This window comes from Streptomyces sp. NPDC044106 (genome assembly GCF_056433985.1).
The window spans coordinates 75,977-98,564 of record NZ_JBWKFZ010000012.1 but is presented as its reverse complement, the minus strand read 5'-3'; the positions used below and the strand labels follow the sequence as shown (position 1 = coordinate 98,564).

The window sequence follows — 22,588 nt, the reverse complement described above, 5'->3', positions numbered from 1 at the left end:
GCCGTCTGGCAGACCGCCGCGCCCTGCTTAGGGGAACGGCGCGGTGGACCGTGACGTGACAGTTCGGTGCAGGCAGCGCTGAGATGAGGCATCAGGGGAGCAGGAAATCAGCGCGGCTCAGCGATACGTACATCCATCCGCTCGCGGCCCCTCGCCACGTGTACGTTCGGTCGGCACAGCAGAGGAACCACGCCCCGCCACGGAGGTACAGATGCTCAGCGTGCGCCCCGATACGACCGAGCAGCAGGAAGGCCCATAGCTATGCCTTTCGATCCCGGACGCCCCGCCCCCTCGGCCGGAATGAAGTACCGCGATGAACACGGATACGTCATCGCGGGACCGGACGATCACGGGTGCTGCGTGATTCACGAGATGTGGGTCGCCCCCGAGCACCGTGGTGGCGGAACCGGGCGCGCCTTGGTCGAAGTCGTCCGCGACTGGGCTCGAACGCAGGGTCTCGCCCCGCTCATCGTGCACTGTTCACCCAGCAATGAAGGGGGCCGTGCCTTCTACGAAGCCCTCGGCATGCGCGCCGTTGCCATCGTCTACCAAGACGACTTGGATGGCTCCGTAAGCGATGGAACCTCCCCTGCGTAGGAGCTGGTCTCCGTCATGGTTGAGCCAAGCGGTTGCCGACGTCATGCTGCGTCCCCCAGGAGGCGTTGTGCTCGGCGCAGATGCGTGCTCGTGCCAGTGCGGCCCTCAGCGAAGGGTTGACGCTCGCATCCATCCCAACGGCACCCATTGGTACGGCTGTACGAAAGTGGCCTGTCTCCGGGGAGAGACAGGCCACTGGTGCAGCGCTGCTAATGGATGACGCCGGAGTCTGCGGCGCCTGAGCGCACGAGGCTGACGAACGAAGTCCATGCGTTAGCCGGCACAACGAGTGCGGGGCCCGCCTTGTCCTTCGAGTCCCGGATGCCGACCTGATCGATCAGCGGGGCGATCTCAACGCAGTTGCCGCCGGTGTCGTTGCTGTACGAGGACTTGAACCAGGCGGACTCTGGGGCCACTTCGGTGGCCATGATCTTGGTATTGATGGCTACTTCCACTCTCGTGCTAGGTCCTTCAGGAACCCGGCTGTTCGGGCCGGGGGTAGGGCACTGTCGCGCATGGCGTCGAAGCGGCGGGTGTTCCGCTGGACCTCCTGCCGCTCGTCGGTGACGCTGATGGTGTTGGGCATGTCGACTTGCACGACAGGGTCCAGGGTTTCGGCGAAGTCCAGGATCGTGAAGTTGCTTTCGGATCGGTACGTCACGACGTCGTGAGGAAGGATCTGAATGGTTACGTTTTCCAGCTCGCCCAACTGCACGATCTCGTCGAACTGGGTACACATCACGTCCGGCCCTCCGACCAGCCGCCGCACGGCTGCCTCGTCCATGATGACGCGCAGTTCCAGCGGGTTCTCTGAGCGAGTGATCAGCTCCTTCCGGTCCAGACGCAGCCGGACGTTCTGCTCGATGTACTCCGTTGTCGTTTCGTCCACCGGTTTCGCGATCTGGTAGAGCGCTCGCGCGTAGTCCTCCGTCTGGAACAGCCCGTAGACGAACGCTGGCTGCCACGCTCGCATCGCCTTGGCGTCCATCTCCAGACCGCGAAAGGTGGGCATCTTCGACGGCATGTACGCCTTGTACGGCGTCCACGGTTCCTTACTCAACGACTCCCGGTGCAACTGGAGCAGCGTCTCCAAGTCCTCTTTGGGGAGAGCCGAGTCGAGATGGTCGATCAGGGCTTCGAGGTCACTCACACGCGGAAGGTCGTTCTCTCCGATCTCGACCCGCGCAAGTTTCGTATGGGAGAAGCCGAGAGCCCTGGCCACCTCTTGGAGAGTTTCACCCTTCTTGTCTCGGAGCTTCCTCAGCTCCTTGCCAAGCTCCCTGCGTCGGAAGGTCGCCCCGCGCTTAGCTGCCACTCTGTAACCCTCTCCCCAACCCTGTAGGTGCTCGACGCGTTCTGTGTCCGGTGTCCAGCGGGCCGCTGCCCCTGAGTCTGCCAGCCCCTGCACCCCCTTGAACAACCCCTTGCCTGCGTTTCGGCATGTGCCAATTTGAGTGCGCTTGCGATTGCCCTTGCACAGTAAATCGCACATGCAGCACGGTAGTTGAGCGCACTGACCGGCAAGGCCGTTTGCGCGAACGCATAGGTCCCGTGCCCCCGTAATCATGCGCGGCCCCGACCTCTGTGCGGGCCAACCACGACAGTTTCGGGGTCGGGCCGCGCCAGCACTCCAGTTCCTCCGACGAGCCGAGGCCAGCAATGCGCCAGAGCACCGCCCGCAAGACCCGGACCCGCGTGTCCCGGAAGCACGCCGCCCAGGCGATGAGGAGCCCGACTTCTGGCGGGCACGCCAGCCTCGCGCTAGACGGCAGCGACGCAGCGGAACCCGGTGTCGTTGTCCTTCATGTTCGCGTTGGCGGCGTTCTGCAGGGAGGGCGTGCAGCGCTCGAACGGGCTGGTGAAGGCCGAGCCCTTCAGCTCGTACCGGCTGTTCCCCGCTGTCTCCTCGGTGGAGCACCACTCCCAGACGTTGCCGCACATGTCGAAGACGCCGTATGGGCTGACGCCGGACTGGTAGCGGGAGACGGGGGTGGTGTCGTCGATGCCGGCTTCGGCGACGTTCGCTTTCGCGGCGGTCGGTTCGTTGCCCCACGGGTAGATGCGTCCGCGGGGCCCGCGGGCGGCTTTCTCCCACTGCCGGGCGGTGGGCAGTGCCTTACCGGCCCAGCGGGCGTAGGCGGTGGCGTCGTGCCAGGTCACCCACACCACGGGGTGAGTGGCCAGCGTGACGGGGCAGTTCCCTTCGGGCCAGTGCTGGGGCGGACGGTGTCCGGTGGCGCGCACGAAGGTCGCGTAGTCGCCGTTGGTCGTCGGGTAGACGTCGATGAGGTACGCGTCCAGCCACACCGAACGGTTGTCGGGTCCGGAGAGGTAGATGCCCTCCTCGACGAGGGTCATGACCTTCCCGTCGACGTGGTGCCTGCGGGTGTGCGGATCGTTGCGCAGCAGTTCCTCGGCGCGCTCGTCGTGCTCGGCGGCGGCACGTTCGGTGAGGAGCGCGGCGAACCGCTGCTGCACGAGCGGGTCGGCCTGGGCAAGGAGCGTGTCCAGGGCCGCCTGGTTGTCGAGTCCGAGTTCGATGGTCTCTCCCCGGCCTTCCCACCGTTTGATCTGGCGGGGGTTCACGCCGACGAGGTCGGCGAACACCTTGCCCGTCTTTCGCATGGCCTTGCGCAGCAGTCCGGCCTCGCGGCCGGTCCACATGGTCACCCCCGCCACGGCGCGCTACAGGGTTTCGCCGGGGATGGCCAGGTACGCCTCCTGGAGCTGTCTCAAGACGGGGTGATCGACGGGGAACTCGACGTCGTCGATCGCGGACAGCGGGCGGACACCGATGCTGGTGTTCGTGGCAAAGGCCGCGGCCATGCCCTTGGCCTGCTCCAAGGTGATGGTGGCGACGCGGTATTGGGCGTGCTGTTGGAGCAGGGCCATGGTGACCCCGGGCAGCACGGGGGCGTCGGGCCACACGACGGTGCCCTCCTGGTCGACGAAGGCGACGTTCCAGGTGCCGCCCTCGGACACGAGCCCGTCGCGGCCGACGAACAGGGCGTCGCCGAAGCCCGCTCGCTGGGCCGCGCCGCGGGCGTGCAGGGCCCCGAAGAGGCCGACGTGCTTCACCTCGGGCAAGTCCCGCTCGTACAGCATGCTTTGGGCCCGCAGCGGTTCCGGGGGAAGGGCGCCGGCACTGCGCACGGACACCAGGACATGGGGGTCATCGGCGTCCGCGGGGCGGCCCATGTCGACCTTCGGGTCATAGACCGTGACGCGGACGACGCAAGGACGGCTCTGTCCCTCCAGGGACTGGCGGACGTAGCCGCGGACGCGTTCGGGGTCCAGCTCCTCGCCCCACACGATCTTGCAGTCCCGCACGAGGCGTTCCATGTGCAGCGTCAGGCCGCGAATGCTGCCGTCCACAGAGACGCGCATGGACGTGAAGTGGCCTTTGTTCGTGAGCGCCAGGGGGAGCAAGTCGTCGGCAGAGACGGGCTTTCCATCGAGAGTCACCATGCGGCCCAGCATGGCAGGAGCGCCCGCTCCGGCGGCACCCCGAACAGAGTTACTGACGGGTCAACGTCCCTCGAAAGTCCTTCCCAAGCCTCCACCGCGCGGTGTTCGCTGGTCACCTTCCGAACACGGCGCGTGATCAGCGAGGCGCCATGTGCTGCGCCGCGTGACGGCGCCGAAGCCCCCACGCTCACCCCCCACCGTCCACCTGGGAGGTCCCCGATGAGCCCCATCCCAGCCGTCGCTGCTGAAGGTACGAAGCCGCTGCCTCAGGCGTCGTGGATACCGGCGAACAGGCAGGCGCCCCCTCACCCCTCGGGCGCTCGCCTCGTCGTCAACAGCGGAGATCACCGGAGGCGGGAACTGATGGGCACCGTGAAGGGCCTTCTCGACGGATACCTTCCCCTGGACACGGACGACGTGCTCGACGACGTGGCCTTCACCATCCAGCTCGACCCCCGGCCCCCGGGCGAAGACGTCCCCCGGCCCGAGGCTGCATGGGCCGGGCGCTGCCGCCGGATCGCCACCGCCAAGCTGAACCTCTGGGGGCTCTCCCTGTCTCCCGCCCTCGTCGAGAACACGATGCTCGTGATCAGCGAGCTGGCGACCAACGCGCTGCGGTACGGCACCGTCCTCGGGTTCCGCCTGATCATCACCACGGACACGATCGGCATCGTGGTGACCGACGGCACGATCAGTACGCCGCGCGTGCGCGAGCCATCCGCGGAGGAGGAGCGCGGCCGCGGGATGCTCCTCGTGCAGACCTTCGCGACCAAGTGGGGTGTGAGCCCCGACGGCATGGCGACGTGGTGCACCCTCGCCACCGCTGGGGGGCGGGCACGATGACCGCCGCGCAAAACGCCTGCGCGGAGCTGATGCGCCGCCGGTACACCGACGCGCCCGACGAGCTGGGTCCCCTGCTTGTCGCACTGCGCCGGTCGCAGATCAGCGTGGACGCGACGGCGCTGTACGGCGACTTAGAGGCCGTGCTCGGTGAACATGCGCGCCCCACTCCAGAGGAGATCGGGGAACTCGCCGCCCGGTTCCGTCAGACGACGCTCTGCCTCATCCAGCTCGTGCCGTACACGGTCACGCCCTACCCCGTCGATGCGATGTACCGCCTCATCGGACTGCGCGCCGAGCGACCGCCGTCCCAGCACACCTACCGGTACGTCCTCCGCTTCGCGCTGGCCATCGTCGACGTTCTCGACCTGATGGGAGACGACGCGCCATGAAGGCACGCTCCCCCCTCGATCTGCTGGAAGCATGCAGCACGACCCGGGACGCCGCATGATGCATGTGCCCGAAGCCAAGGAGCATCCGCCTGTGGCCGCGGTCCTGATGAAGGCGCGCGAGGCGTACGACTTCGCGTACTACGCGCAACGGATCGCTGAGCCGGAGCTGCTGGAGGAGAGTCTGGCGGTGTGCATGCTCCGCATGCCGCTGCTCGCTGTTCCCATCGGCCGGAGCCGGCTCGGTGGCTACTACCCGGTGCCCTGCCTGTGCTTCGGGCTCGCCGTCCGGGACGCACTGCGCGGGCAGCCCGGCTTCCCCCTCCTGCGGGTGCGGTGGTCGGTCTACCCGGACGACGGCTACGTCGTGGAGTGGGGTGCGCACCCTCCACCCCTGCGGCCGGGCCACAACGATGCGGTCCTGGGGCGCTTTTACGGCTACAGCGAAGCCGCCATCGGCCGGTACACAGCGTCCCGGCCCATGCGGGCGCCGACCACGTCCCCGGCCTCCTGCTCGGTGTTCTCGCCCGAGCGACCCGTTGTCTGAGCATGTCCGAGAGGAAAAGCACGTATGTCTGTGTCCAAGCCCCCCAGTGCCGACTTCGACACGGCCGACTATGACGCCGGTCGGGGCCGCCCCCAGGGGCTACGCCCGCGGCTGCGCTTCGCGCTGCGGCGGCCCGCGGCCTTTCGGCAGCTTCGGCGTCCCGCTACCCGCCGGGAGGTCAGCAGCCCCACATCGGCTGTGCCGCACGGCAGAAGCAGCAGTGGAAGTACCCCGCGGCCGCGGGCGCCGATCCCCTACATCACCGCCCGCGAGGGCGAGTTCGACGAATCCCTCTCCGCCTTACGCGCTTCCTTCAGCAGCGCCGGGGGAAGCCGCATCAGCTACACCGACGAAACATGGAGGGACCGAGACGCGCAGGGTGTCCTGTGGGCGCGGGTCTCGCAGTCACTCGACGAGCACGGGGCGCCGACCGGTACGCCGCGCTGGCGGATGATCAACCCTGCCCGCCAGCGCGAGACGATGTCGCAGCTGTTGTGTCAGTTCTGCCGCAAGCCGGCCAGGACGGACGAGGGGATCTTGTTCCTCCACAGCCTTGAGGAGGGCGTGCCCGACCCCAGCGCCTCGGTCCGCACCGCCCAGCCGCCGTTCTGCCATAAGCACGCGCGCATGGCGCCGAAACGGTGCTCCCATCTCGCCAAGCACGGGTACGTCGCGCTGCTGGCGCAGAGCGCTCCCCTGTACGGCGTCATCGGCACGCCCCACCGGTACATGCCCGACCGCAGTATCCAGGTCATGGCGTGCGACGGCGTCCCGGTGCCCTACGGCCACGCCGACCTGGACTGGATGGTGGCCTCCCAGCTCGTGCGGACTCCACGAGCGTTCACGGTCATCAATCTGGACGACCTGTGACAGCGCGCGGCGGCCACCACAGACCGCCGCTCGGTGGACCGGAGGCTTCACGCCCGGCTCATCGAGCGGCCCGCAACCCGGTACTCCATGAAAGGGATGACGTGTCCGCTGACACCGTGACCGTCCCGTTCACCCGCCGCGAGAAGCAGGTGGTGCAGGGCCTCGCCGAGGGCCTGACCGACCACGAGATCGCGCGGCGTCTGAACCGCAAGACAGCGACGATCCGACACCACATCACCGCGGCTTCAAAAAAGGTGGGCGCGAAAGGGCAGACAGGGCTCGTCAACGGCTCCTACACCCAGGGGCTGCTCCGGCCACCCGTCCCCGAGAACCGCACGGTATACGTCCCCCCGCAGCTCAGGGAATTGCTCCCGCTCATCGTGCGAGGGATGAGCAGGGTACAGATCGCCGTCGAGACGAACAGGGCGCCGTCGCACATCCGCAGAGATACCCAGCGGCTGATGAAGATCCTCCACGCTCGGACCCGACCGCACCTCGTGACCCGGGCCCGCCAGTACGGCCTGCTGACGGCGGCGCCGCGCCCCGGCGCCGCCGTGCAGACCTAACTCTTCCCAGACTGGGCTTCCTCCCTATCTCGCTGGCCCACCGTGCCCCCGTGCGGGAGCGGCCCGGGACAACCGCGGGGACGGGAGCGGCGCTCCCGTAGCCCGGCCAATGCGGGAGCCGCCCCGGCCGCCGCTCCTCAGCAGGGGTGCGAGGCGGCGGCCGGCCACCCCCGTCATTCCTGTCACACCCCGTGCACATTCCCCCATCCCGACGCGACCCAGATTGGCCTTACGATGTGCCAGCACAAGCCGCCGTGCCCGAGCGCCGAGTCCCCCGACCGGGAGGCCGCGCATCTCACGGCGAGCCACCCGGAGCAGGGCTGGAGCCTGCTGTGCAACGGCGTCCTGCTCTTCGAGGACACCGGTGAACTGCTCCCCGACGGCAGCATCATCGCCCCGCACCGGCCCGTGACCGCCGCGATGGTGACGGCGTGACGCACTCGCTTCCCTCCGTTCAACTGCACGGTGCCGCGGCTCGACGAGCCCTGTTCCACGCTGGCGCACTGTTGACGCTCGCCTCCATCACACCCCTGCTCAACGCGGGCCTGCTGCTAGGCGAGTTGTACGACGTGCGCTGGCCGCAGCGCACGTACCACTACACCGTGCTGATCCGCGTAGGCGTGGGCATCGTCGTCTTCTTCTGGCTGGCCTGGGTGGTCATAGCCCGCACGACCATTGACCGAGTCTCCCAGCGGCAACGGATGCTGCAGCGCTGCACGGCAGTGAGCTGCGGCGCCATCTCCTTATACGTCACCGACCCTGACAGACCCCTCGGCCACTTCGGGACGATCGTGACCGGCTGCACGTTCGCGTGGCTCGCGTGGGAGGTCTGCCGCTCACACGGCATCACCCTGGAGAAGACCCCCCGCGACGAGAACCCGCAGCACTGGCGGGCCCAGACCTTGACCTTCGCAGGACACGCGTTCAGCGCCTGCATGGCGGGAGGAGTCCTCGCATACCTGGGCGTACAGGCGCTGCTCTTCCTCGACGTGGCCGCCCTGCCCGTCATGGAGGGAGACCAACTGGACACGATCGGCGTCACAAGTCTCCTCGACTTCGCGGTGGGGCTCGTGGTCGTCGTGGCCGTCGAGGATGTGGTCATCGTGGCTGCCACCGCCGCGCTGATGACGGCCGCAGGACGGCCCGCCTGGCAGGTCTACACCACGATCTGCGTCGTCGAGGTCGCCTTGCACGCGTACTTCGGAGTGCCCGCCCTCGCGATGGCCCTCTTCGCTGCCGGCCGCCTTCACCTCTACCTGCGCACCGGACGCGTCCTTCCGCTGGTCATCGGCCACGCCGCGTTTGATCTTCTCGGCGCTGCGCTCATGCCACTCGCCTTCACCCACCGGATAGTGATCGCCGTCCCCGTGGGCATCGTGGCCTCGGTCATCGCAAAGCGTGTACGCAGGGCGGCGGCGCCTCCTGCCAAGTCGGCCACCGGAGCAGCCGTATGAGCTTCCACCTCCCTCTCCGGCACCGCTCAGACAGCTTTCGTGCAAAGGACATGACGGTGAGCACACCACCGCTCTACGACCCCGCGAACCCTGGCCAGTCCGGCACAGCCCTCATCCAGCACCATCTGAAGTGGCTGAAGCTCGGGGGGCTGCACCTGGACTTCTCCAAGGTGCCCCGGGACATTCCCGAGGGCCGCGGCTGGTGCCGAGCCGCAGCCCTACCCGAGGAGCTGTGGCCCGAACATGCGGAACTCGCCGCCGTCGTGCACTTCTTCCCCGACCCTCTCTTCCGCCGCAACGACCGCACAGGGCAGCTGCCGCCCGGTGCCATGCAGCACTGGACCCAACGGCTCGACGCCGTCGCCGACGCGCTGGCCGACTGCGGTTTCGTCGTCGAGGAATGGGGCGTCCCCATGACTCCGGACCTGCACGGCGGTGCCGCCCTGATCGTCTACCGGCTCCCCACTGGCATACATCCCTCCCCCCGCACTGAAGAGGACCTGCGCCACGCGCAGCCTCCGCGCCCCAACTTCAAGACGCCCTCTGCCACCGACACATGGCGGATTCAGTCCCTGCTCGAAGAAGCCGACCCGCCCCTTCACGGTCGCGACACACAACCGAGCAAGGGGGAACTCCCCGCCGGAGGATGCACCGTGTGCGCCGTGGATGAGCACCTGTGGCCTCCCGGCACGCAAGACTGCGCGCTCGTCACGTGGGAACCGGCCCCGACCTACCGGCGTGGCCCCGCCCAGTCGACAGCGCCAACCGGTGCGTACACGCACTGGCTGCGCGGCATCGCCCACCTCGCCCAGACCCTGACGGTCGCGGGGTACCAAGTCCGGCGCCGACGGCGCCCCTCGCACCCGGACACCGACCTCGCCGCCACCTTCCTCGTCTACCGCCTGATCCCCGAAGGCGCTGCCCCGACCTCTACCGCTGCACTGGGCAGACCCAGCACACGGCCGCGGTGGAAGACCGAAAGATCAGTCGCCTGACCACATGCTTGGGGCCTCCCTTGGTCTAGATGGGACACCCGCGCTCGCGCGAGCAGTCCCCGAGGCCGCCCCCGAGGGGAGGTGGCGCTCACCCGGCGCCCCGGCCGCGCTCTGTGGGGGAGCGAGCGGCCGGCCCGGACAGCTCTGTCCGCTCCACAAAAGAAGAGGAGTCACGCGGGCCGCATTCACGCTGTGCGTTGCGTGAGCAGGCGGCCAACCCGCCGACGGCGGCGACTAAGTCGCCCCCCGGCAGCCGACTAGGGGTCCTGCGGTGAGTGCAGGGCCGCACGGAACACGATCGATAGGGTGACGGAATGACTACGGTCCGAAATCAAAGCGTGGATGACGAGGCGGCCCCGTTGCGGGCGGCCATGGTGCACGAGCTGCGCGACTCGGGTGCGATCACGTCCGAGTCCGTCGCGAAGGCGGTGGCCACCGTGCCCCGACATCTGTTCGCCGTGGGCGAGCCGCTGAAGAACGCGTACGCCGCCAACCAAGCGCTGGTGATCAAGCGCAACCAGGACGGTGACGCCCTGAGTTCTCTCTCCGCCACGCATATCCAGGCGGTCATGCTGGAACAGGCGGAGATCGAACCCGGCATGCGGGTTCTGGAAATCGGTTCCGGTGGCTATAACGCCGCACTCCTCGCCGAACTGGTCGGCGATGCCGGGACGGTGGTTTCCGTGGATATCGATGCGGAGATCGCCGCGCGCGCCCGTACCTGTCTGGAGGCGGCCGGGTACAACCAGGTCAAGGTGGTGCAGGCCGACGCTGACACTGGCGTGCCCCAGTACGCGCCCTTCGACCGCATCATCGTCACAGCCGGAGCCTGGGACATCCCCCCGGCGTGGCTGGACCAGCTTTCCGAGCGCGGAAGGCTCGTCGTCCCTCTGCGCTTGCGGGGGATCACCCGCTCCATCGCCTTCGATCGTTCGGGTGACGGCCTGGTCAGCGACAGCTACCGGTTGTGCGGCTTCGTGCCGATGCAGGGCGCCGGCGCGTACGTCGAACGGCTCGTCACGGTAGACGACGGCTTCGCCCTGCGAGTGGATGACCAGCGGCAGGACTTCGACGTGACCGCTCTGGCCGTGGCTGCGCGCTCGTCCCGACGGGAAGTGTGGTCGGGAGCCGCCTTCGACTTGCCGGACGAGCTGGAACTGTTCCTGGTGACGAGTACGCCCGAGATGGTGATGCTCCACGGCACCAAGCAACTCGTGGACCAAGGCGTCTTCGCCCTCTCAGTGACCCGCGGTGTACCGGCACTGGTCGACGGCGGGAGCTTCGCGTACCGCACCAAACGGCCGAACGCGGAAACAGGCGGCTTCGAGAGCGGCGTCCTCGCTCACGGCCCCGAGGCGAAAGCGGTGGCGGCGCGCTACGTCGAACTGCTGCGCCGATGGGCGTCCGAGCACCAACGGCGCGGCGCCGCCCGTATCCAGTACAGGCCGATGCCCGCGGGCACGGCCGAACCATCCCCGGGAATCGTGGCGAAGCAGCTCGGAGCCGTCGAGATTTCCTGGTCATAGGCTTCGTGCCCCCGCGGCATCGTCGCGGGGGCACGGGGAATTACGCACCACCCAACTCATCAGGGAGGTACCCGTGTTGATTGTGGTCGAGGACGCAGAGACGGTGACTGCTGCGCAGGACACCGGCAGTGCAGAGGATTTGCAGGACTGGGACCTGGACGTCTCCATAGTCGAGTCCGGCCCGTCGGCCGACCGGCTCATCCAGATGACCGACGACGGCTGCGGTCAGACCTGCGAGTCGGCCTGCAGTTCGACTTGCCCGTAGTAGCAGGTCGGCGAAAGTCCTGAACGCGGTGTCCGGCCGACTCCGGCCGGACACCGCATGCCGATGGGAGTGGCGGTGTACGAGTCCATAGATGCCGTGCTGGTGCGGGCCGTGACCTGTCCGCCAGACCAGCAGATGCAGTCCTGGCCCGATCCGGCCGCGGGTGCGGGGTCCTGGCGAACATGGCTGGAGCAGGCCCTGCGCATACCCGGCTTCACCTCCTCGTTAGAGCTGGCCAGCCCGATACTGGCTGGCCGTGTTCAAGAGATCATCAACGGCAGAGCGCTGCCGGATACCACCGTGCGGAAGGCAGGGCTCGCCGTCATGCGCTATCTGCTGCGCGCCTACAGCCGAGCCACCCCCTTCGGCCTCTTCGCCGGAGTCGCCCCGGCGCAGATCGCCGACGCACCGACCGCGCACGTCGGCACCGCTCACCAGGCCGTCGGCAAACCAACGGCCGAGTGGCTGAACGCAGTCATCAAACGACTGGAAGCCGACGCAGCACTCCGGCGGCAGTTGACAGTCCAGGCTCACGATCTTGCCGTCGAAAAGGACGGCTACCTGGTTCTGGAGCACCGCGGCGGTGACAGCTCCGGCTCGTCTCCAGCCCGCGTCCAGGTCCGCGCCACCGTACCCGTCAGAGCGGCCATGCACGCGGCGCACCGCCCGATCTGCATGGACGTGCTGGCCTCCAAGCTCGCGGCCGACTTCCCCCACGTGCCCGCTGACATCATCGACAAGCTGCTGGCGGACATGGTTGCCGAACGCTTCCTGATCACGGACCTGCGCAGCCCCTTCACGACGGCGGAACCCCTCACGCATCTTCTGGATGCGCTCGGCGCGGTGAAGGCCGAGGGCCTGGCAACAGCTAGCGCTACCACTGCACAACTGCGCCATGTAGCTGAGGCACTGGCCCGGCACAACACCACACCCGCCTGCGGACGAGAGCAGCGCGTCCGACTCATATCCGCCATGCAGAACGTCGCCTCCTGCTCCGGGCCTGCGCTCGGGGTCGACCTCCGGCTCGACGCCGAAGTGACGATCCCACACGCAGTCGTCACAGAGGCCGCGGGTGCCGCAACAGCACTGGTACGGCTGGCTCGTCGCCCCTTCCTCAGCCGCGCATGGGCGAACTGGCACAGCCGCTTCCTCGAACGCTACGGTCCGCGGGCCCTTGTGCCAGTTCTGGAAGCCGTCGACGGTGATAGCGGCTTGGGCTACCCGGCAGGCTTCCTCGGCGGGCCCCCCGCTGCACCGAGCAGCCCACTGGACGAGCGGGACACGAAGTTGCTGGTGGTCGCACAGAACGCGGCGCTACGCCGCCAGCGCGAAATCGTCTTGGACGACGCCATGGTCGCTGACCTCACCGTCGCAGGCCAAGGCGCGCCTGTCCAACCGACTACGGAACTCGCCGCCCGGGTGCACGCCTCCAGCACCCAGGCCCTGGCGGACGGGGAGTTCACGCTCTCGATCACCGGTGTATCGCGCGCGGCCGGGACCATGGCCGGCAGGTTCCTGCACGTCCTGCATCCCGGTGACAGCGAGCGCATGGCCCAGGCTTACCGCACTGCGGCAACGGCAACCGACGACACCCTTCCCGTGCAGGTCTCCACGCCCCCTCTGTACGTCGACACCGAGAACGTCGCGCGGGCACCTTCGGTCCTGCCGACCGTCCTTCCTCTCGGCGAGTGCCGGACACGTCCCGGACAAGAGGTGATCCGCCTGGAGGACATCGCCATCACGGCAGACGTGCACCACCTCTACCTGATCTCGCGAGCCCGACGCCGACCGCTGGACTTCGTGGCGCTCAATGCCGTCGAGCTGACCCGCCGCACGCATCCGCTCGTACGGTTCCTCACCGAGGCCACCAAGGCGATGAGCGTTCCTTGCGCCGCCTTCGACTGGGGAGCCGCATCGCGCCTGCCGTTCCTCCCCGCGGTGCGCTACCGACGAACCATCCTGTCCCCGGCACGCTGGCTGCTCACCACCACGGACCTGGCCGAGGCACACGGGCCGCAGTGGCACCGTTCCCTCGTCCAGTGGCAGAAGCAGGTCTCCGCACCGAGCGTGGTCTACGTCGGTGACGGCGACCAGCGCATCCGTCTGGACCTGACCGAGCCTGCACACCGGGAGATGCTGCGCCAACAAGTACAGCGCGACGGCGCCGCCGTGCTCCGCGCGGACACGGGCACTGACACAGGATGGCTGGACGGGCGCGCCCATGAAGTCGTCATCCCGCTCGCCTTCAACGGCGAGCCCCGACGAGCGCCGCGGTGGGCAGGGGACGGCGGGCGAAGCGTCGGGCGCGAGCACGGTCACCTGCCCGGGTGCGGGGGGCGGTTCCTCGTCAAGCTCTATGGTCACCCCGGCCGGTACGGCAGAATCCTCACCCGTCATGTGCCGGACGCGCTGCTCGAACTGGGTGACGCAACCCGGTGGTGGTTCCTCCCCTACCACGATCCCGACGACCATCTCCGGCTGCGCTTTGCCGTGCCGAGCGAGCAGGCCGGAGAAGCCGCTGTGACGATCGGCTCCTGGAGTCGGAAACTGCGCCGAGCTGGGCTGATTTCACGGGTGCAGTGGGACACCGACTTCCCCGAGACTGCTCGCTTCGGGGGCCCCGGCGCGATCGACGCCGCCGAGGCGTACTTCCAAGCAGACTCCGAAGCCGCCACTGCACAGCTCCGCTCCAATGCAGCACCCGGCGGTCCTGCGACCCGGGCCTTGGCCGCCGCCAGCATGCTCGACATCACGACGAGCATGCTCGGTAGCCCCTCCACGGGGATGAAGTGGCTGATCGAACACGCCCGGACCACCAGGACAGCCCCCGACCGCGGGCTGTATGACCAAGCCGTCGCCCTGGGGAACCCGAACGACCATGCCGTACTGGCCCAGTACCCCGGTGGCGAGCAGATCGTCGCCGCTTGGGCCCGTCGACACGAAGCCCTGGGCGCTTACCAGGCCGTGCTCGACAGGGCGGGCACGACCAGCACCACCACGTTGCTGCCCGAGCTGCTGCATCTGCACCACACCCGCATAGCGGGGGTCGACATGGAGGCAGAAAGTCAGTGCCTGCACCTGGCCCGCGCCGCAGCGTTGAGCTGGGCCGCCCGGACGGGACACCACTCGTGAAGCCGATACCGCAGGCGCTGGCCGCTGCTGACGCCCTCGCCTCGGCACTGGCCGACCCGCGTACTGCCTGGCCCCCAGCACCCGGCGGACGAGCATGGCCACAATCTCTGGCCGGCGGCGCAGCGGGCGTCGCACTGCTGCACGTCGTACGAGCCAACACCGGACACGGCGACTGGAGCACTGCGCATGCCTGGCTCTCCCAGGCCGTGTCCCAGGACCTGACCGCGGCCCCCAATGCAAGCCTGTACCTCGGAGCCCCAGCTCTGGCTTTCGTCCTGCACGCCGCTGCCGGCTCGGAGCGCCGGTACCGCACAGCGCTGGAAAAGCTGAACGACGCCACCATCACGGTCACCCGTCGGCGCCTAGCGGCGGCACACGCGCGCATCGACCGAGGCGAACGCCCCGCGATGAAGGAATTCGACGTGATCCGCGGGCTCACCGGGCTGTGCGCCTACCACCTCGCACACCAACCACATCACGAGATCACCGCCGATGTGCTGGCCTACCTCGTTCGTCTCACCGCACCACTGCCCACCACGGATGCCCTGCCCCCGTGGTGGAGCGACGTATCCCCCAGCGGCGAGCACGCCCCGGACTTCCCCGGAGGGCACGGCAACTTCGGCCTTGCGCACGGCATCGGCTCAACCCTGGCCCTGATGTCGCTGGCGCTCCTTCGTGGACTGCACGTGCCGGAGATGCACGAGGCAGTGGCGCGAATCTGCGAGTGGACCGACCGTTGGCGCCAAGGCGACGAGGCCAATCCGTGGTGGCCTGGATTCATCTCGCGCGAGCAGGCCACGAACGGGCACATTCATCCGGACCTGCGGCCGCGACCGTCTTGGTGCTACGGCATCAGCGGTACCGCCCGAGCCCAGCAGTTGGCTGGTCTGGCGCTCAACGAGCCCGTACGCATCCAGCTCGCTGAGAACGGCATCCTTGCGGTGTTGCGCGACCCGCACCAACTCGACCTGCTCCCCGAGCTCGGGCTGTGCCACGGCATGGCCGGACTGCTGCACGCCGCGTGGCGCATGGCGGCTGAGACAGGCAGCCCCGAGATCACCGCTGAGCTGCCGGGCCTGGCCCAACGCCTGATCGCCGCGCTCGACAAGAACGCCCTCGACCCGGAACTCCTCGACGGTGCTGCCGGGGCCGCCCTCGTCCTGCACACCCTCGGCACAGGCAGCGCACCCGCACCTCACTGGGACACCTTTCTCGCCATGGCGTGAGCCTCCGGAGGCCCCTGATGAACACCCCATCCTGGCACCAGGTCAACGTTGCGTTCCGTGACTGGGAACGGTCCGAGGCCACTGCCTTGACCGAACTCGCCCCGCTCCTGTGTACCGCAGAAGACGAAGGTGCCCTCACCGCTTGGTTCATCGTCCGCAAACGTCCCTGCTGGCGGGTGCGGTACCTGCCCACCGCCACCGGAGGAGACCGCCTCTGCCGGGACCTGGACGCCCTGGTGGCTGGGGGGCACGCCGATGGCTGGACGGAGATCATCTACGAGCCCGAAGTCCACGCCTTCGGGGGCGCCGAAGCCATGGTCAGCGCGCACCGTCTGTTCCACCGCGACAGCCGTAACCTCCTGGACTTCCTCCAACGCGAGGCCGGCAACCATCGACGGGAGACCTCTCTCATTCTGTGCAGCTTGCTCATGCGCTCCGCCGGGCTGGACTGGTACGAGCAGGGCGACGTCTGGGCGCGCGTCTCTGCCCACCGCGTCCTGCCCGCCGACGCCCAGCCCAGGCGCGCTGACCGGCTACACGACGCCGTACGTCGTCTGATCTCCGTGGACCAGCAGTACGTGCTCGGGCCGGACGGAGCGCTCGCTCACACCACCGAATGGGCGCGTGCCTACCTCGACGCGGGCGACGAGTTGGCCGAACTGACGAAGGCCGGTCGGTTGCACCGTGGCCTGCGAGACGTCCTCGCCCACCACGTGATCTTCGCCTGGAACCGGATCGGCTTGCCCTTCACCGCCCAGGCCGCCCTTGCGGCTGCCGCGAAGACCGTCATATTCGGCCCGGACCCGACCTGTGGAAACGGCCCTGCCCCCAGCCGCACGATTGCCGAGCGGCAGTGAGATGGACAGCACCCGGATAGCGCAGCGTTTCCCGCTGGTCGCCCGTCCACGCCCCGTCTGCCCGCCGCTCACCGAGCGGGTCCAGGAGATCAGCGCCATGGGCCAGGCCGCCGCTCACAACGGCAGACTCAGCCTGGCCACCGCGGCACTGAACAAGTCAGCTTTGATCGCCAGCGACTGCGGCCTCCCCGACCTCGCCCGCGCTCTGTGCTGGCGCCAAACAGAGCTGTACCTATCCCGTATGCCGCTCAGCGCGCAGGAAGCCCGCTATGCGCTGGAACCACTCGTCAACCTCTCGCGCCTGCACATCCGAGACGGCGACGGCGACAGCGCATACCAGCTGCTCGATACCCTCAACCGTGCCGTGCGGCATCGGGCCGACGCGACCGTTGGCGGCCGGTGTGTGTCGTTCCAGGACCTGACCACCACAGCAGAAGATCACCGAACGGTGTGCCAGTGGCTCTGGGCTGTGCTCCTGGGTGATGGGACGCGGGCGCTGGTAGCCGACAGCCAGTGGGACCGAGTACGAGCGCACGTTGCCCAGCACAAGGGAGTCGGCCGTCGTCTCCTCGATGGACGCCAGGTTGAGATCGCGGCCCGCTGCCTCAGCGGGGAGGCAACCTCGGCCCGACGGATGCTGAACGAGAGCACGCTGTCAGAAGCCTGGGAGTATCCCGTCGCAGCCTGCCTCGCGGGCCTGTGCGTCGCGTGCAGCAGTGCGCCGACGAACGACGTGGCCAAGGAGATGGTCGCGGAGTACCTGAAGCTCTCGACGAGTCCTGAGCTTGCGGTCTTTCGCACACGGGTCGGACTCACCGTGCTTGACCTCTCTCCGCCGTCCCTTCGCACGGAGGTTTCCCGGCGCTTGGTGGTCGACGCGTTGCACTCAGGGGACGGGTACGTCGCACGAGATGTTCTTGCCCACTCCGCCTGTTCCGCCGAGATGGCGGCGGGAGAGCGGGGGCGGCTTTCCGCAGCGGTAGCAGCCGCTGGCTTTGGGGCCCCTGACCGTATGGGGCCAGAGCTGAGGCGAAGCCTTCTTGCGGCTGTGGAGGTGAGCACAACGGTTGTCGAGCAGCATCTCGCCACCCGCGATGAGGCAGGACCGGACCGTGGAGGTCCCACGACCACGTCGAGGCCCCAGAAAGCTCCCTTACACCTACCCGATGACATAGGCTGAGCGCAGTTCATCGGGTGAGTTCTGCTGGAAGGATCGAGATGCGATTGGTCATCGAGGGCGGATCAGCTGCTTTCGAGGAGAAGCTGCTCGCGCTCTTCGCCGAGCACCGCGACGAGCTGACCGTCGAAGCCGACCGGGAGTGGACCGTCGAGCGCGCGAAGGACTTCGTCCGCATCACCACGTCGCCCGTCCGCACGCTCCTCAACGACGTGCTGAATGGAGGGGGATACCGCGCGGCGAGCGACCTGCGCGACATGGGACGCGACCTCGCGGGCCCCTCGATCTCCCTGTCGAAGACCCTGACCAAGGGTGTGGTCGACGGCCTGTGGCCCAGCGGCATGCCCGCTCCCATCACTGCGGACTACAGCCGGGAAAAGCCGCAGAACAAGAGGGTCGAGGGCTACCGCATGGACCCCAATCTTGTCCCCATCTTCACCGCCGCAGCGGAAGCCGTAACGGCGACGATCACGCGGTGACAAGCCGCCCGGGTCAAGCCGGATCGGCGCCAGGAGACCCGGCCTGCGGCGCGACGGGAGGTAGAGGTCGCGCTACGGCTGCCCATTACGCCAATTGGGATCGCCTCGTCGCCGCGGCAGTGCCACCCGGCCTGCCTGGAGCCCTCCGCCCCAAAGAGGCGCCGACTCTGTGGTGAAACACTCTGTGGCGTAAACGAAGTGGATTACCGCCCAAGACATCTCTGCCAGGTGGTCGAGTGCCCTTAGACGGTCTATCTCGCGGAGAAGTTGTAACAGATCCACGACCGCTGACGTTCCGCGCTGTGAAAAGGGTTGGCCTCTTGTGTCAACTCGTCGACAGCACGGCGCGGAGGACTGAGTGACTACGGCGACTGCCCCTCTCTCGTCGGCAGCGGGCCGAGCCTTCTGGCAGGAACCCTTGTTTCCGTCCAGGCCCGCGCGGACACGAACGCCAGCGGAGAAAGTGGAGACCAAAGTGGGGGCGCCCCCGCCCAAGTCCCCCGAGCCGACACGGGACCTGTCACACACATGGATCGTCGCCGCAGAGATTCAGGTGGGGCCGCGCATCGCGTCCATCGCTGACTTCCGCGGCTCGTTCAAGACGACCGCCGAGCAGCGCGTAGATGCGCTGGAGGTGTACTGCCGGGGCTGCCGCCGCCCGTACGAGGAGGTCAAGGGCCAGGACTGCGCGGAAAAACTCGACAACAGGCACCTCATCGGTGGCGACCAGTCGACCAGGAAGAAGCGTAAGCTGCCGCCGCCTCCCAGGGGCGCGAAGATCATTCCTGGCGAGAAGATTGCACGGCGCGGCATCGGCGCCTACATGGCCGGGGTCAGCCGCCCTCGCTGACGCATCGCTTCCCTTTCCCGACCTTGATCAGCATCCCAACCGCACCCGAGAGCTCGGTGATGGCCCCCCGCTTGCAACGACGTTGGCGAAGCTCCGCAACCCTCGATGGATGGAGAGCAGTTCCTCTTCGCTGAGCCGAACCAGCTCCGCCGGCAGGATCGGCCGATTGGCGAGTTCGAGGAGGCGGACGACTTGCTCCACCGGCATCGGCTCGGCCGACCGGGCGCTCTGTGCCGCTTGCGACGGGATCTCATCACTCCGCGGACTTTCTCTATCCGACATCGGCTGCGGCAGGTTCGCAGCCGACGCTGCGTCCCGGCGCAGATTCGCCATCCGTTTCCGTGCCCTCTTACCCATCATCCCTGCCCGCATATGGTGGTCCAATTTATCCAAGATAGCCCTCAGTTGTCCCGTCATCGCGGTGTACACGCAGGCCAGACACTCCGGGTCGAGCGAAGCTTTCAAAGCACGGCCTACCCGAGCGGGCGACACTAGCTCCGCGCAATATCCATCGTGCGCGGCGTGAGTACACCGCCTGAGACACCCTCGCCGCGAAGCCTCGCTCGCGAAGCCGCCGGACTGCTCCTCGTTGCCCTCGGCGTCCTCGTCGTCCTCGTCGCCCTGGGCGCCTTGCACCCAGTCCTGAGCAGCACCGTGGCCTCAGTCGGCGCCTTCGCGGCCTTCCGCTTCCTGGTGCCGCCGACCAGCAGGACCTTCCGCACCGTCGCCTGCGCCACCAGCACCGTCGCGACCGCGGCCGCCGTCGGCAGTGCCCTCGCGTACTTCCCGCTCTTGGGCTGGGTGGAAGTCGGGGCCGGCATCAGCGCGGTGGGCGTATGGCTGGCCAGTGAGGGGGCCTGATGCCGCGCCAGTTCCTGCCCGGCCTCCGCCGCCTCCTCGTCCCACGATCGGTTGCGCCCCTCGAAGACAAGTCAGCCGGGCCGGTCGGCAACCCCTACGTCTCGATGACCTACGCGGGCACCACAACCGTGTGGGGCACCGAGAACCGCGCCGCGGGGTGGGACCTCGACCGCGTCATCGAGGAGGGGTACGAGCGGAGCATCTGGACCTTCAAGTCCGTGGAAGCGATCTCCAAGCACCCCAGCGCGCTCACCGTCGAGATCGGACGCGGCGGCGACGAGCGGCAGTTCGCCGAAACCCTCACCGACCACCCGCTGCTGCACGTCCTGAACGTGCAGGCCAACCCGCTGGAGCGGGCCACCGTCTTCAAGAAGCGGCTCTCGGCGCAGCTCCTCTTGTCCAAGAAGGGCGCGTTCGTCGAGATCACCCGCAGCCGAGCAGGCACGATCACCCGCCTTGACCTGCTGCCGCCCAACCGGGTCGAGCCGATACCCGACCCGCACGGCGACTACGTGTCTCACTTCGAGTTCACGACGTACGACGGGCGAGTCCGGGAACTGGACCCCAGCCGTGTCGTCTGGCTGCGTGACCCGCACCCGACCGACCCCTTCTGCGGCGTCACGCCTTTGGAGGCCGCGGGCCTGTCCGTGGACCTGGACGTGAAGGCCCGGATGTACAACATCGCCTTCATCAACAACGACGCGCGCCCATCAGGCATCGTCGGCATCGACGTCGATGGCCTGGACCAGCGCGAGATCGACCGGATTCAGCAACGGCTCTCCCCGGGCGCGCAGCAAGCCGGTGAAACCGTCGTCGTCGGTAGTGGGCCCGGTGGCCTCAACTACGTGGACACCAGCACGCGCCCGCGCGACATGAACTACGAGACGCTGTCCAAGACCGCGAAGGACGAGATCCTGAGCGCCTTTGGTGTCCCGGAGTCCATCGTCGGCAACGCCAGCGAGCGGACGTATGCGAACGCCGACCGTGAAGAGTGGAACTTCTGGCAGCACACGGAACTGCCCCACCTCTCGCTCCTCGCCTCCGCCTTCGATCTGGACTTGGACGATGGCTGGTCGCTCCGCTTCAACACCTCCACGGTGGAAGCCCTCGAATTCCCCCGCCGCCAGCGCAGGGAGGAAGCTCGGCAGGAGTGGAATGCCGGGTTGATCACGGTCGACGAGTACCGCGAGATCGCCGGGCGCCGCCCCTTCAACGTCCCCCACACCCGTGCGCTGTGGATCAGCCCGCAGAAGGCACCCGTACCGGCCAACGAGCAGGACGCATCCGCCCTCGGCGTCGCTCAGGACCCGGCGGGCGGCACGCCGGGGCTGCCCGGCGGTGGCGGCGGACCGCTGCCAGCCGACGCACGGTCCGCTCCCACGGGTGGGTCGGCGGCCGACGCAGTGGCCGAAGCGCGCGGCATGGACGCGCAGGAAACCGCCGCCGCGGACGTCGCCGCCGCCCGTGGCTCCGCCTCCGAGCCGGCAGCCGCAGACACGGCCGCGGCCGTCGTCGACCAGGCCCGCAGCAACATGCCGCTCACCTTGCCCGGCGACGCCGCGGACGATGTTGCGGCTGCCCGCTCCGTCGTCGCACACCCCAGTACCGGAGACGCCGCAGACGATGTCGACGCCGCGCGCTCCCTCACCGAACGCAAGGAGCTGCCTCGCGAAGACGGATACGAAGTCACCGACGCCGACTTCGATACGGCGGCCGCCGCCATCACAGCCGCACTCACCGCTCTCCTCGCTCGGCAGGAGGGCGTCATCACCGCTCGCCTGCACGCGCCGAAGACCCGCAAGCACACCCGGTACTGGCAGCCAGACGGCGACAGCGACCATCGCCGCGGCGACGGGCCTCTCGACGGAAGCCGCGTCGTCGGCGCAGCCCGTTGGCAGGAGGAGACGGCCAGTACCTTGGGCCCGATCCTCCACCAGACCGCGGCGACAGTGGCAGCCTCACTGAGCAGGAGCATGACCGGTACGGCCATCGTGCCTGCGGGCGCGGTCGCCGCAGCACTCGCCGCCACATCCATGGCCGGGAGCGCAGTGACCGCACTGCTCTCCGACCTGGCCGATGCCCTCGATACCGCACAACGTGAGCCAGGGACGCTCGACGACCTCACCAGCGCGGTCACCGCGTTCTACCGTGCTCGGACTGCGAAGTTCATCGCTCTGCTCGCTGAGTCGTGCGCCGTGGCCACCGTCAACGGCGCAGCCGACGCCGCCGCCGAAAGCGCTGGTCCAGCCGTCCTGCGCACCTGGAAGACCCGCGGAGACGCCCGAGTTCGATCCGCTCACCAGGAGTTGAGCGGCATCACGCTCCCCGCCGGGACGCCCTACACGGTCCGCGGCTCCACCCTGCGCTACCCCGGCGATCCGTTCGCACCCGCCGACCTCACCGTCAACTGCCGTTGCCGACTGCACTACCGCACCGCTCTGTCCCCCGCGGAGGCCCCCTGACACGTCGCGCAACCTGACCAGACGGAA

At 68.3% G+C, this 22,588-nt stretch carries 23 protein-coding genes; 19 read left to right on the top strand and 4 right to left on the bottom strand.

The genetic code is table 11. The features are described from left to right. The first annotated feature begins 261 nt into the window (after window positions 1–261). The gene (locus AC07DI_RS22765; protein ID WP_478905857.1) at window positions 262–597 is read left to right on the top strand and encodes a GNAT family N-acetyltransferase; all 336 of its coding nucleotides are present in this window, start codon (window positions 262–264) and stop codon (window positions 595–597) included. A gap of 209 nt (window positions 598–806) precedes the next feature. Here AC07DI_RS22765 and AC07DI_RS22760 read toward each other — a convergent pair whose 3' ends face one another. The 4 genes from AC07DI_RS22760 to AC07DI_RS22745 form a co-directional block, all read right to left on the bottom strand. After that, window positions 807–1,052, bottom strand: coding sequence for a DUF397 domain-containing protein (locus tag AC07DI_RS22760; RefSeq protein ID WP_478905856.1), 246 nt, complete (start codon window positions 1,050–1,052; stop codon window positions 807–809). Next, the gene (locus AC07DI_RS22755; protein WP_478905855.1) at window positions 1,043–1,912 is read right to left on the bottom strand and encodes a helix-turn-helix domain-containing protein; all 870 of its coding nucleotides are present in this window, start codon (window positions 1,910–1,912) and stop codon (window positions 1,043–1,045) included. Before AC07DI_RS22755 ends, AC07DI_RS22760 begins: the two co-directional genes overlap by 10 nt. Window positions 1,913–2,358: 446 nt before the next feature. Beyond that, window positions 2,359–3,261 (bottom strand): SUMF1/EgtB/PvdO family nonheme iron enzyme, encoded by a 903-nt coding sequence (locus AC07DI_RS22750; protein WP_478906016.1) that lies wholly within the window; start codon window positions 3,259–3,261, stop codon window positions 2,359–2,361. A gap of 21 nt (window positions 3,262–3,282) precedes the next feature. Next, entirely contained in the window at window positions 3,283–4,065 is a 783-nt protein-coding gene (locus tag AC07DI_RS22745) for an aminotransferase class IV family protein (protein ID WP_478905854.1), read from the bottom strand. Between the two features lie 363 nt (window positions 4,066–4,428). On the opposite strand from AC07DI_RS22745, the gene AC07DI_RS22740 reads away from it, so the two are divergent. From AC07DI_RS22740 to AC07DI_RS22655, 18 genes are all read left to right on the top strand, one after another. Further along, a complete protein-coding gene (locus tag AC07DI_RS22740) occupies window positions 4,429–4,908 on the top strand; it encodes an ATP-binding protein (RefSeq protein ID WP_478905853.1) in 480 nt (159 codons plus the stop codon). Further along, window positions 4,905–5,297, top strand: coding sequence for a DUF6415 family natural product biosynthesis protein (locus AC07DI_RS22735; protein WP_478905852.1), 393 nt, complete (start codon window positions 4,905–4,907; stop codon window positions 5,295–5,297). The genes AC07DI_RS22740 and AC07DI_RS22735 overlap by 4 nt, the downstream gene beginning before the upstream one ends. A gap of 31 nt (window positions 5,298–5,328) precedes the next feature. After that, the gene (locus AC07DI_RS22730; RefSeq protein ID WP_478905851.1) at window positions 5,329–5,841 is read left to right on the top strand and encodes a DUF6302 family protein; all 513 of its coding nucleotides are present in this window, start codon (window positions 5,329–5,331) and stop codon (window positions 5,839–5,841) included. 198 nt (window positions 5,842–6,039) lie between these two features. After that, on the top strand, window positions 6,040–6,711 hold the full coding sequence (locus AC07DI_RS22725; RefSeq protein ID WP_478905850.1) for a hypothetical protein: 672 nt from the start codon (window positions 6,040–6,042) through the stop codon (window positions 6,709–6,711). Window positions 6,712–6,812: 101 nt separating this feature from the next. Continuing rightward, window positions 6,813–7,277, top strand: coding sequence for a LuxR C-terminal-related transcriptional regulator (locus tag AC07DI_RS22720; protein WP_478905849.1), 465 nt, complete (start codon window positions 6,813–6,815; stop codon window positions 7,275–7,277). Between the two features lie 234 nt (window positions 7,278–7,511). Continuing rightward, window positions 7,512–7,712, top strand: coding sequence for a DUF5999 family protein (locus tag AC07DI_RS22715; RefSeq protein ID WP_478905848.1), 201 nt, complete (start codon window positions 7,512–7,514; stop codon window positions 7,710–7,712). 71 nt (window positions 7,713–7,783) lie between these two features. Continuing rightward, window positions 7,784–8,731, top strand: a complete 948-nt coding sequence (locus AC07DI_RS22710) for a hypothetical protein (RefSeq protein WP_478905847.1) — start codon at window positions 7,784–7,786, stop codon at window positions 8,729–8,731. 56 nt (window positions 8,732–8,787) lie between these two features. After that, a complete protein-coding gene (locus tag AC07DI_RS22705) occupies window positions 8,788–9,726 on the top strand; it encodes a hypothetical protein (RefSeq protein ID WP_478905846.1) in 939 nt (312 codons plus the stop codon). Window positions 9,727–10,064: 338 nt separating this feature from the next. Then, on the top strand, window positions 10,065–11,252 hold the full coding sequence (gene fxlM / locus AC07DI_RS22700; protein ID WP_478905845.1) for a methyltransferase, FxLD system: 1,188 nt from the start codon (window positions 10,065–10,067) through the stop codon (window positions 11,250–11,252). A 73-nt stretch (window positions 11,253–11,325) separates the two neighbouring features. Continuing rightward, on the top strand, window positions 11,326–11,517 hold the full coding sequence (locus AC07DI_RS22695; protein WP_478905844.1) for an FxLD family lanthipeptide: 192 nt from the start codon (window positions 11,326–11,328) through the stop codon (window positions 11,515–11,517). A gap of 75 nt (window positions 11,518–11,592) precedes the next feature. After that, window positions 11,593–14,649, top strand: coding sequence for a lantibiotic dehydratase (locus tag AC07DI_RS22690; protein ID WP_478905843.1), 3,057 nt, complete (start codon window positions 11,593–11,595; stop codon window positions 14,647–14,649). Continuing rightward, complete coding sequence (locus AC07DI_RS22685) at window positions 14,646–15,875, top strand: lanthionine synthetase C family protein (protein WP_478905842.1); 1,230 nt, start codon at window positions 14,646–14,648, stop codon at window positions 15,873–15,875. Before AC07DI_RS22690 ends, AC07DI_RS22685 begins: the two co-directional genes overlap by 4 nt. A 17-nt stretch (window positions 15,876–15,892) precedes the next feature. Continuing rightward, a complete protein-coding gene (locus AC07DI_RS22680) occupies window positions 15,893–16,732 on the top strand; it encodes a thiopeptide-type bacteriocin biosynthesis protein (RefSeq protein WP_478905841.1) in 840 nt (279 codons plus the stop codon). A gap of 1 nt (window position 16,733) precedes the next feature. Next, entirely contained in the window at window positions 16,734–17,912 is a 1,179-nt protein-coding gene (locus tag AC07DI_RS22675; protein ID WP_478905840.1) for a hypothetical protein, read from the top strand. Between the two features lie 38 nt (window positions 17,913–17,950). Next, complete coding sequence (locus tag AC07DI_RS22670) at window positions 17,951–18,388, top strand: hypothetical protein (RefSeq protein ID WP_478905839.1); 438 nt, start codon at window positions 17,951–17,953, stop codon at window positions 18,386–18,388. Between the two features lie 463 nt (window positions 18,389–18,851). Further along, window positions 18,852–19,238, top strand: coding sequence for a hypothetical protein (locus tag AC07DI_RS22665; protein WP_478905838.1), 387 nt, complete (start codon window positions 18,852–18,854; stop codon window positions 19,236–19,238). Between the two features lie 522 nt (window positions 19,239–19,760). Then, a complete protein-coding gene (locus AC07DI_RS22660) occupies window positions 19,761–20,099 on the top strand; it encodes a hypothetical protein (RefSeq protein ID WP_478905837.1) in 339 nt (112 codons plus the stop codon). Further along, a complete protein-coding gene (locus tag AC07DI_RS22655) occupies window positions 20,099–22,561 on the top strand; it encodes a phage portal protein (protein WP_478905836.1) in 2,463 nt (820 codons plus the stop codon). The genes AC07DI_RS22660 and AC07DI_RS22655 overlap by 1 nt, the downstream gene beginning before the upstream one ends. Window positions 22,562–22,588: the final 27 nt, after the last annotated feature.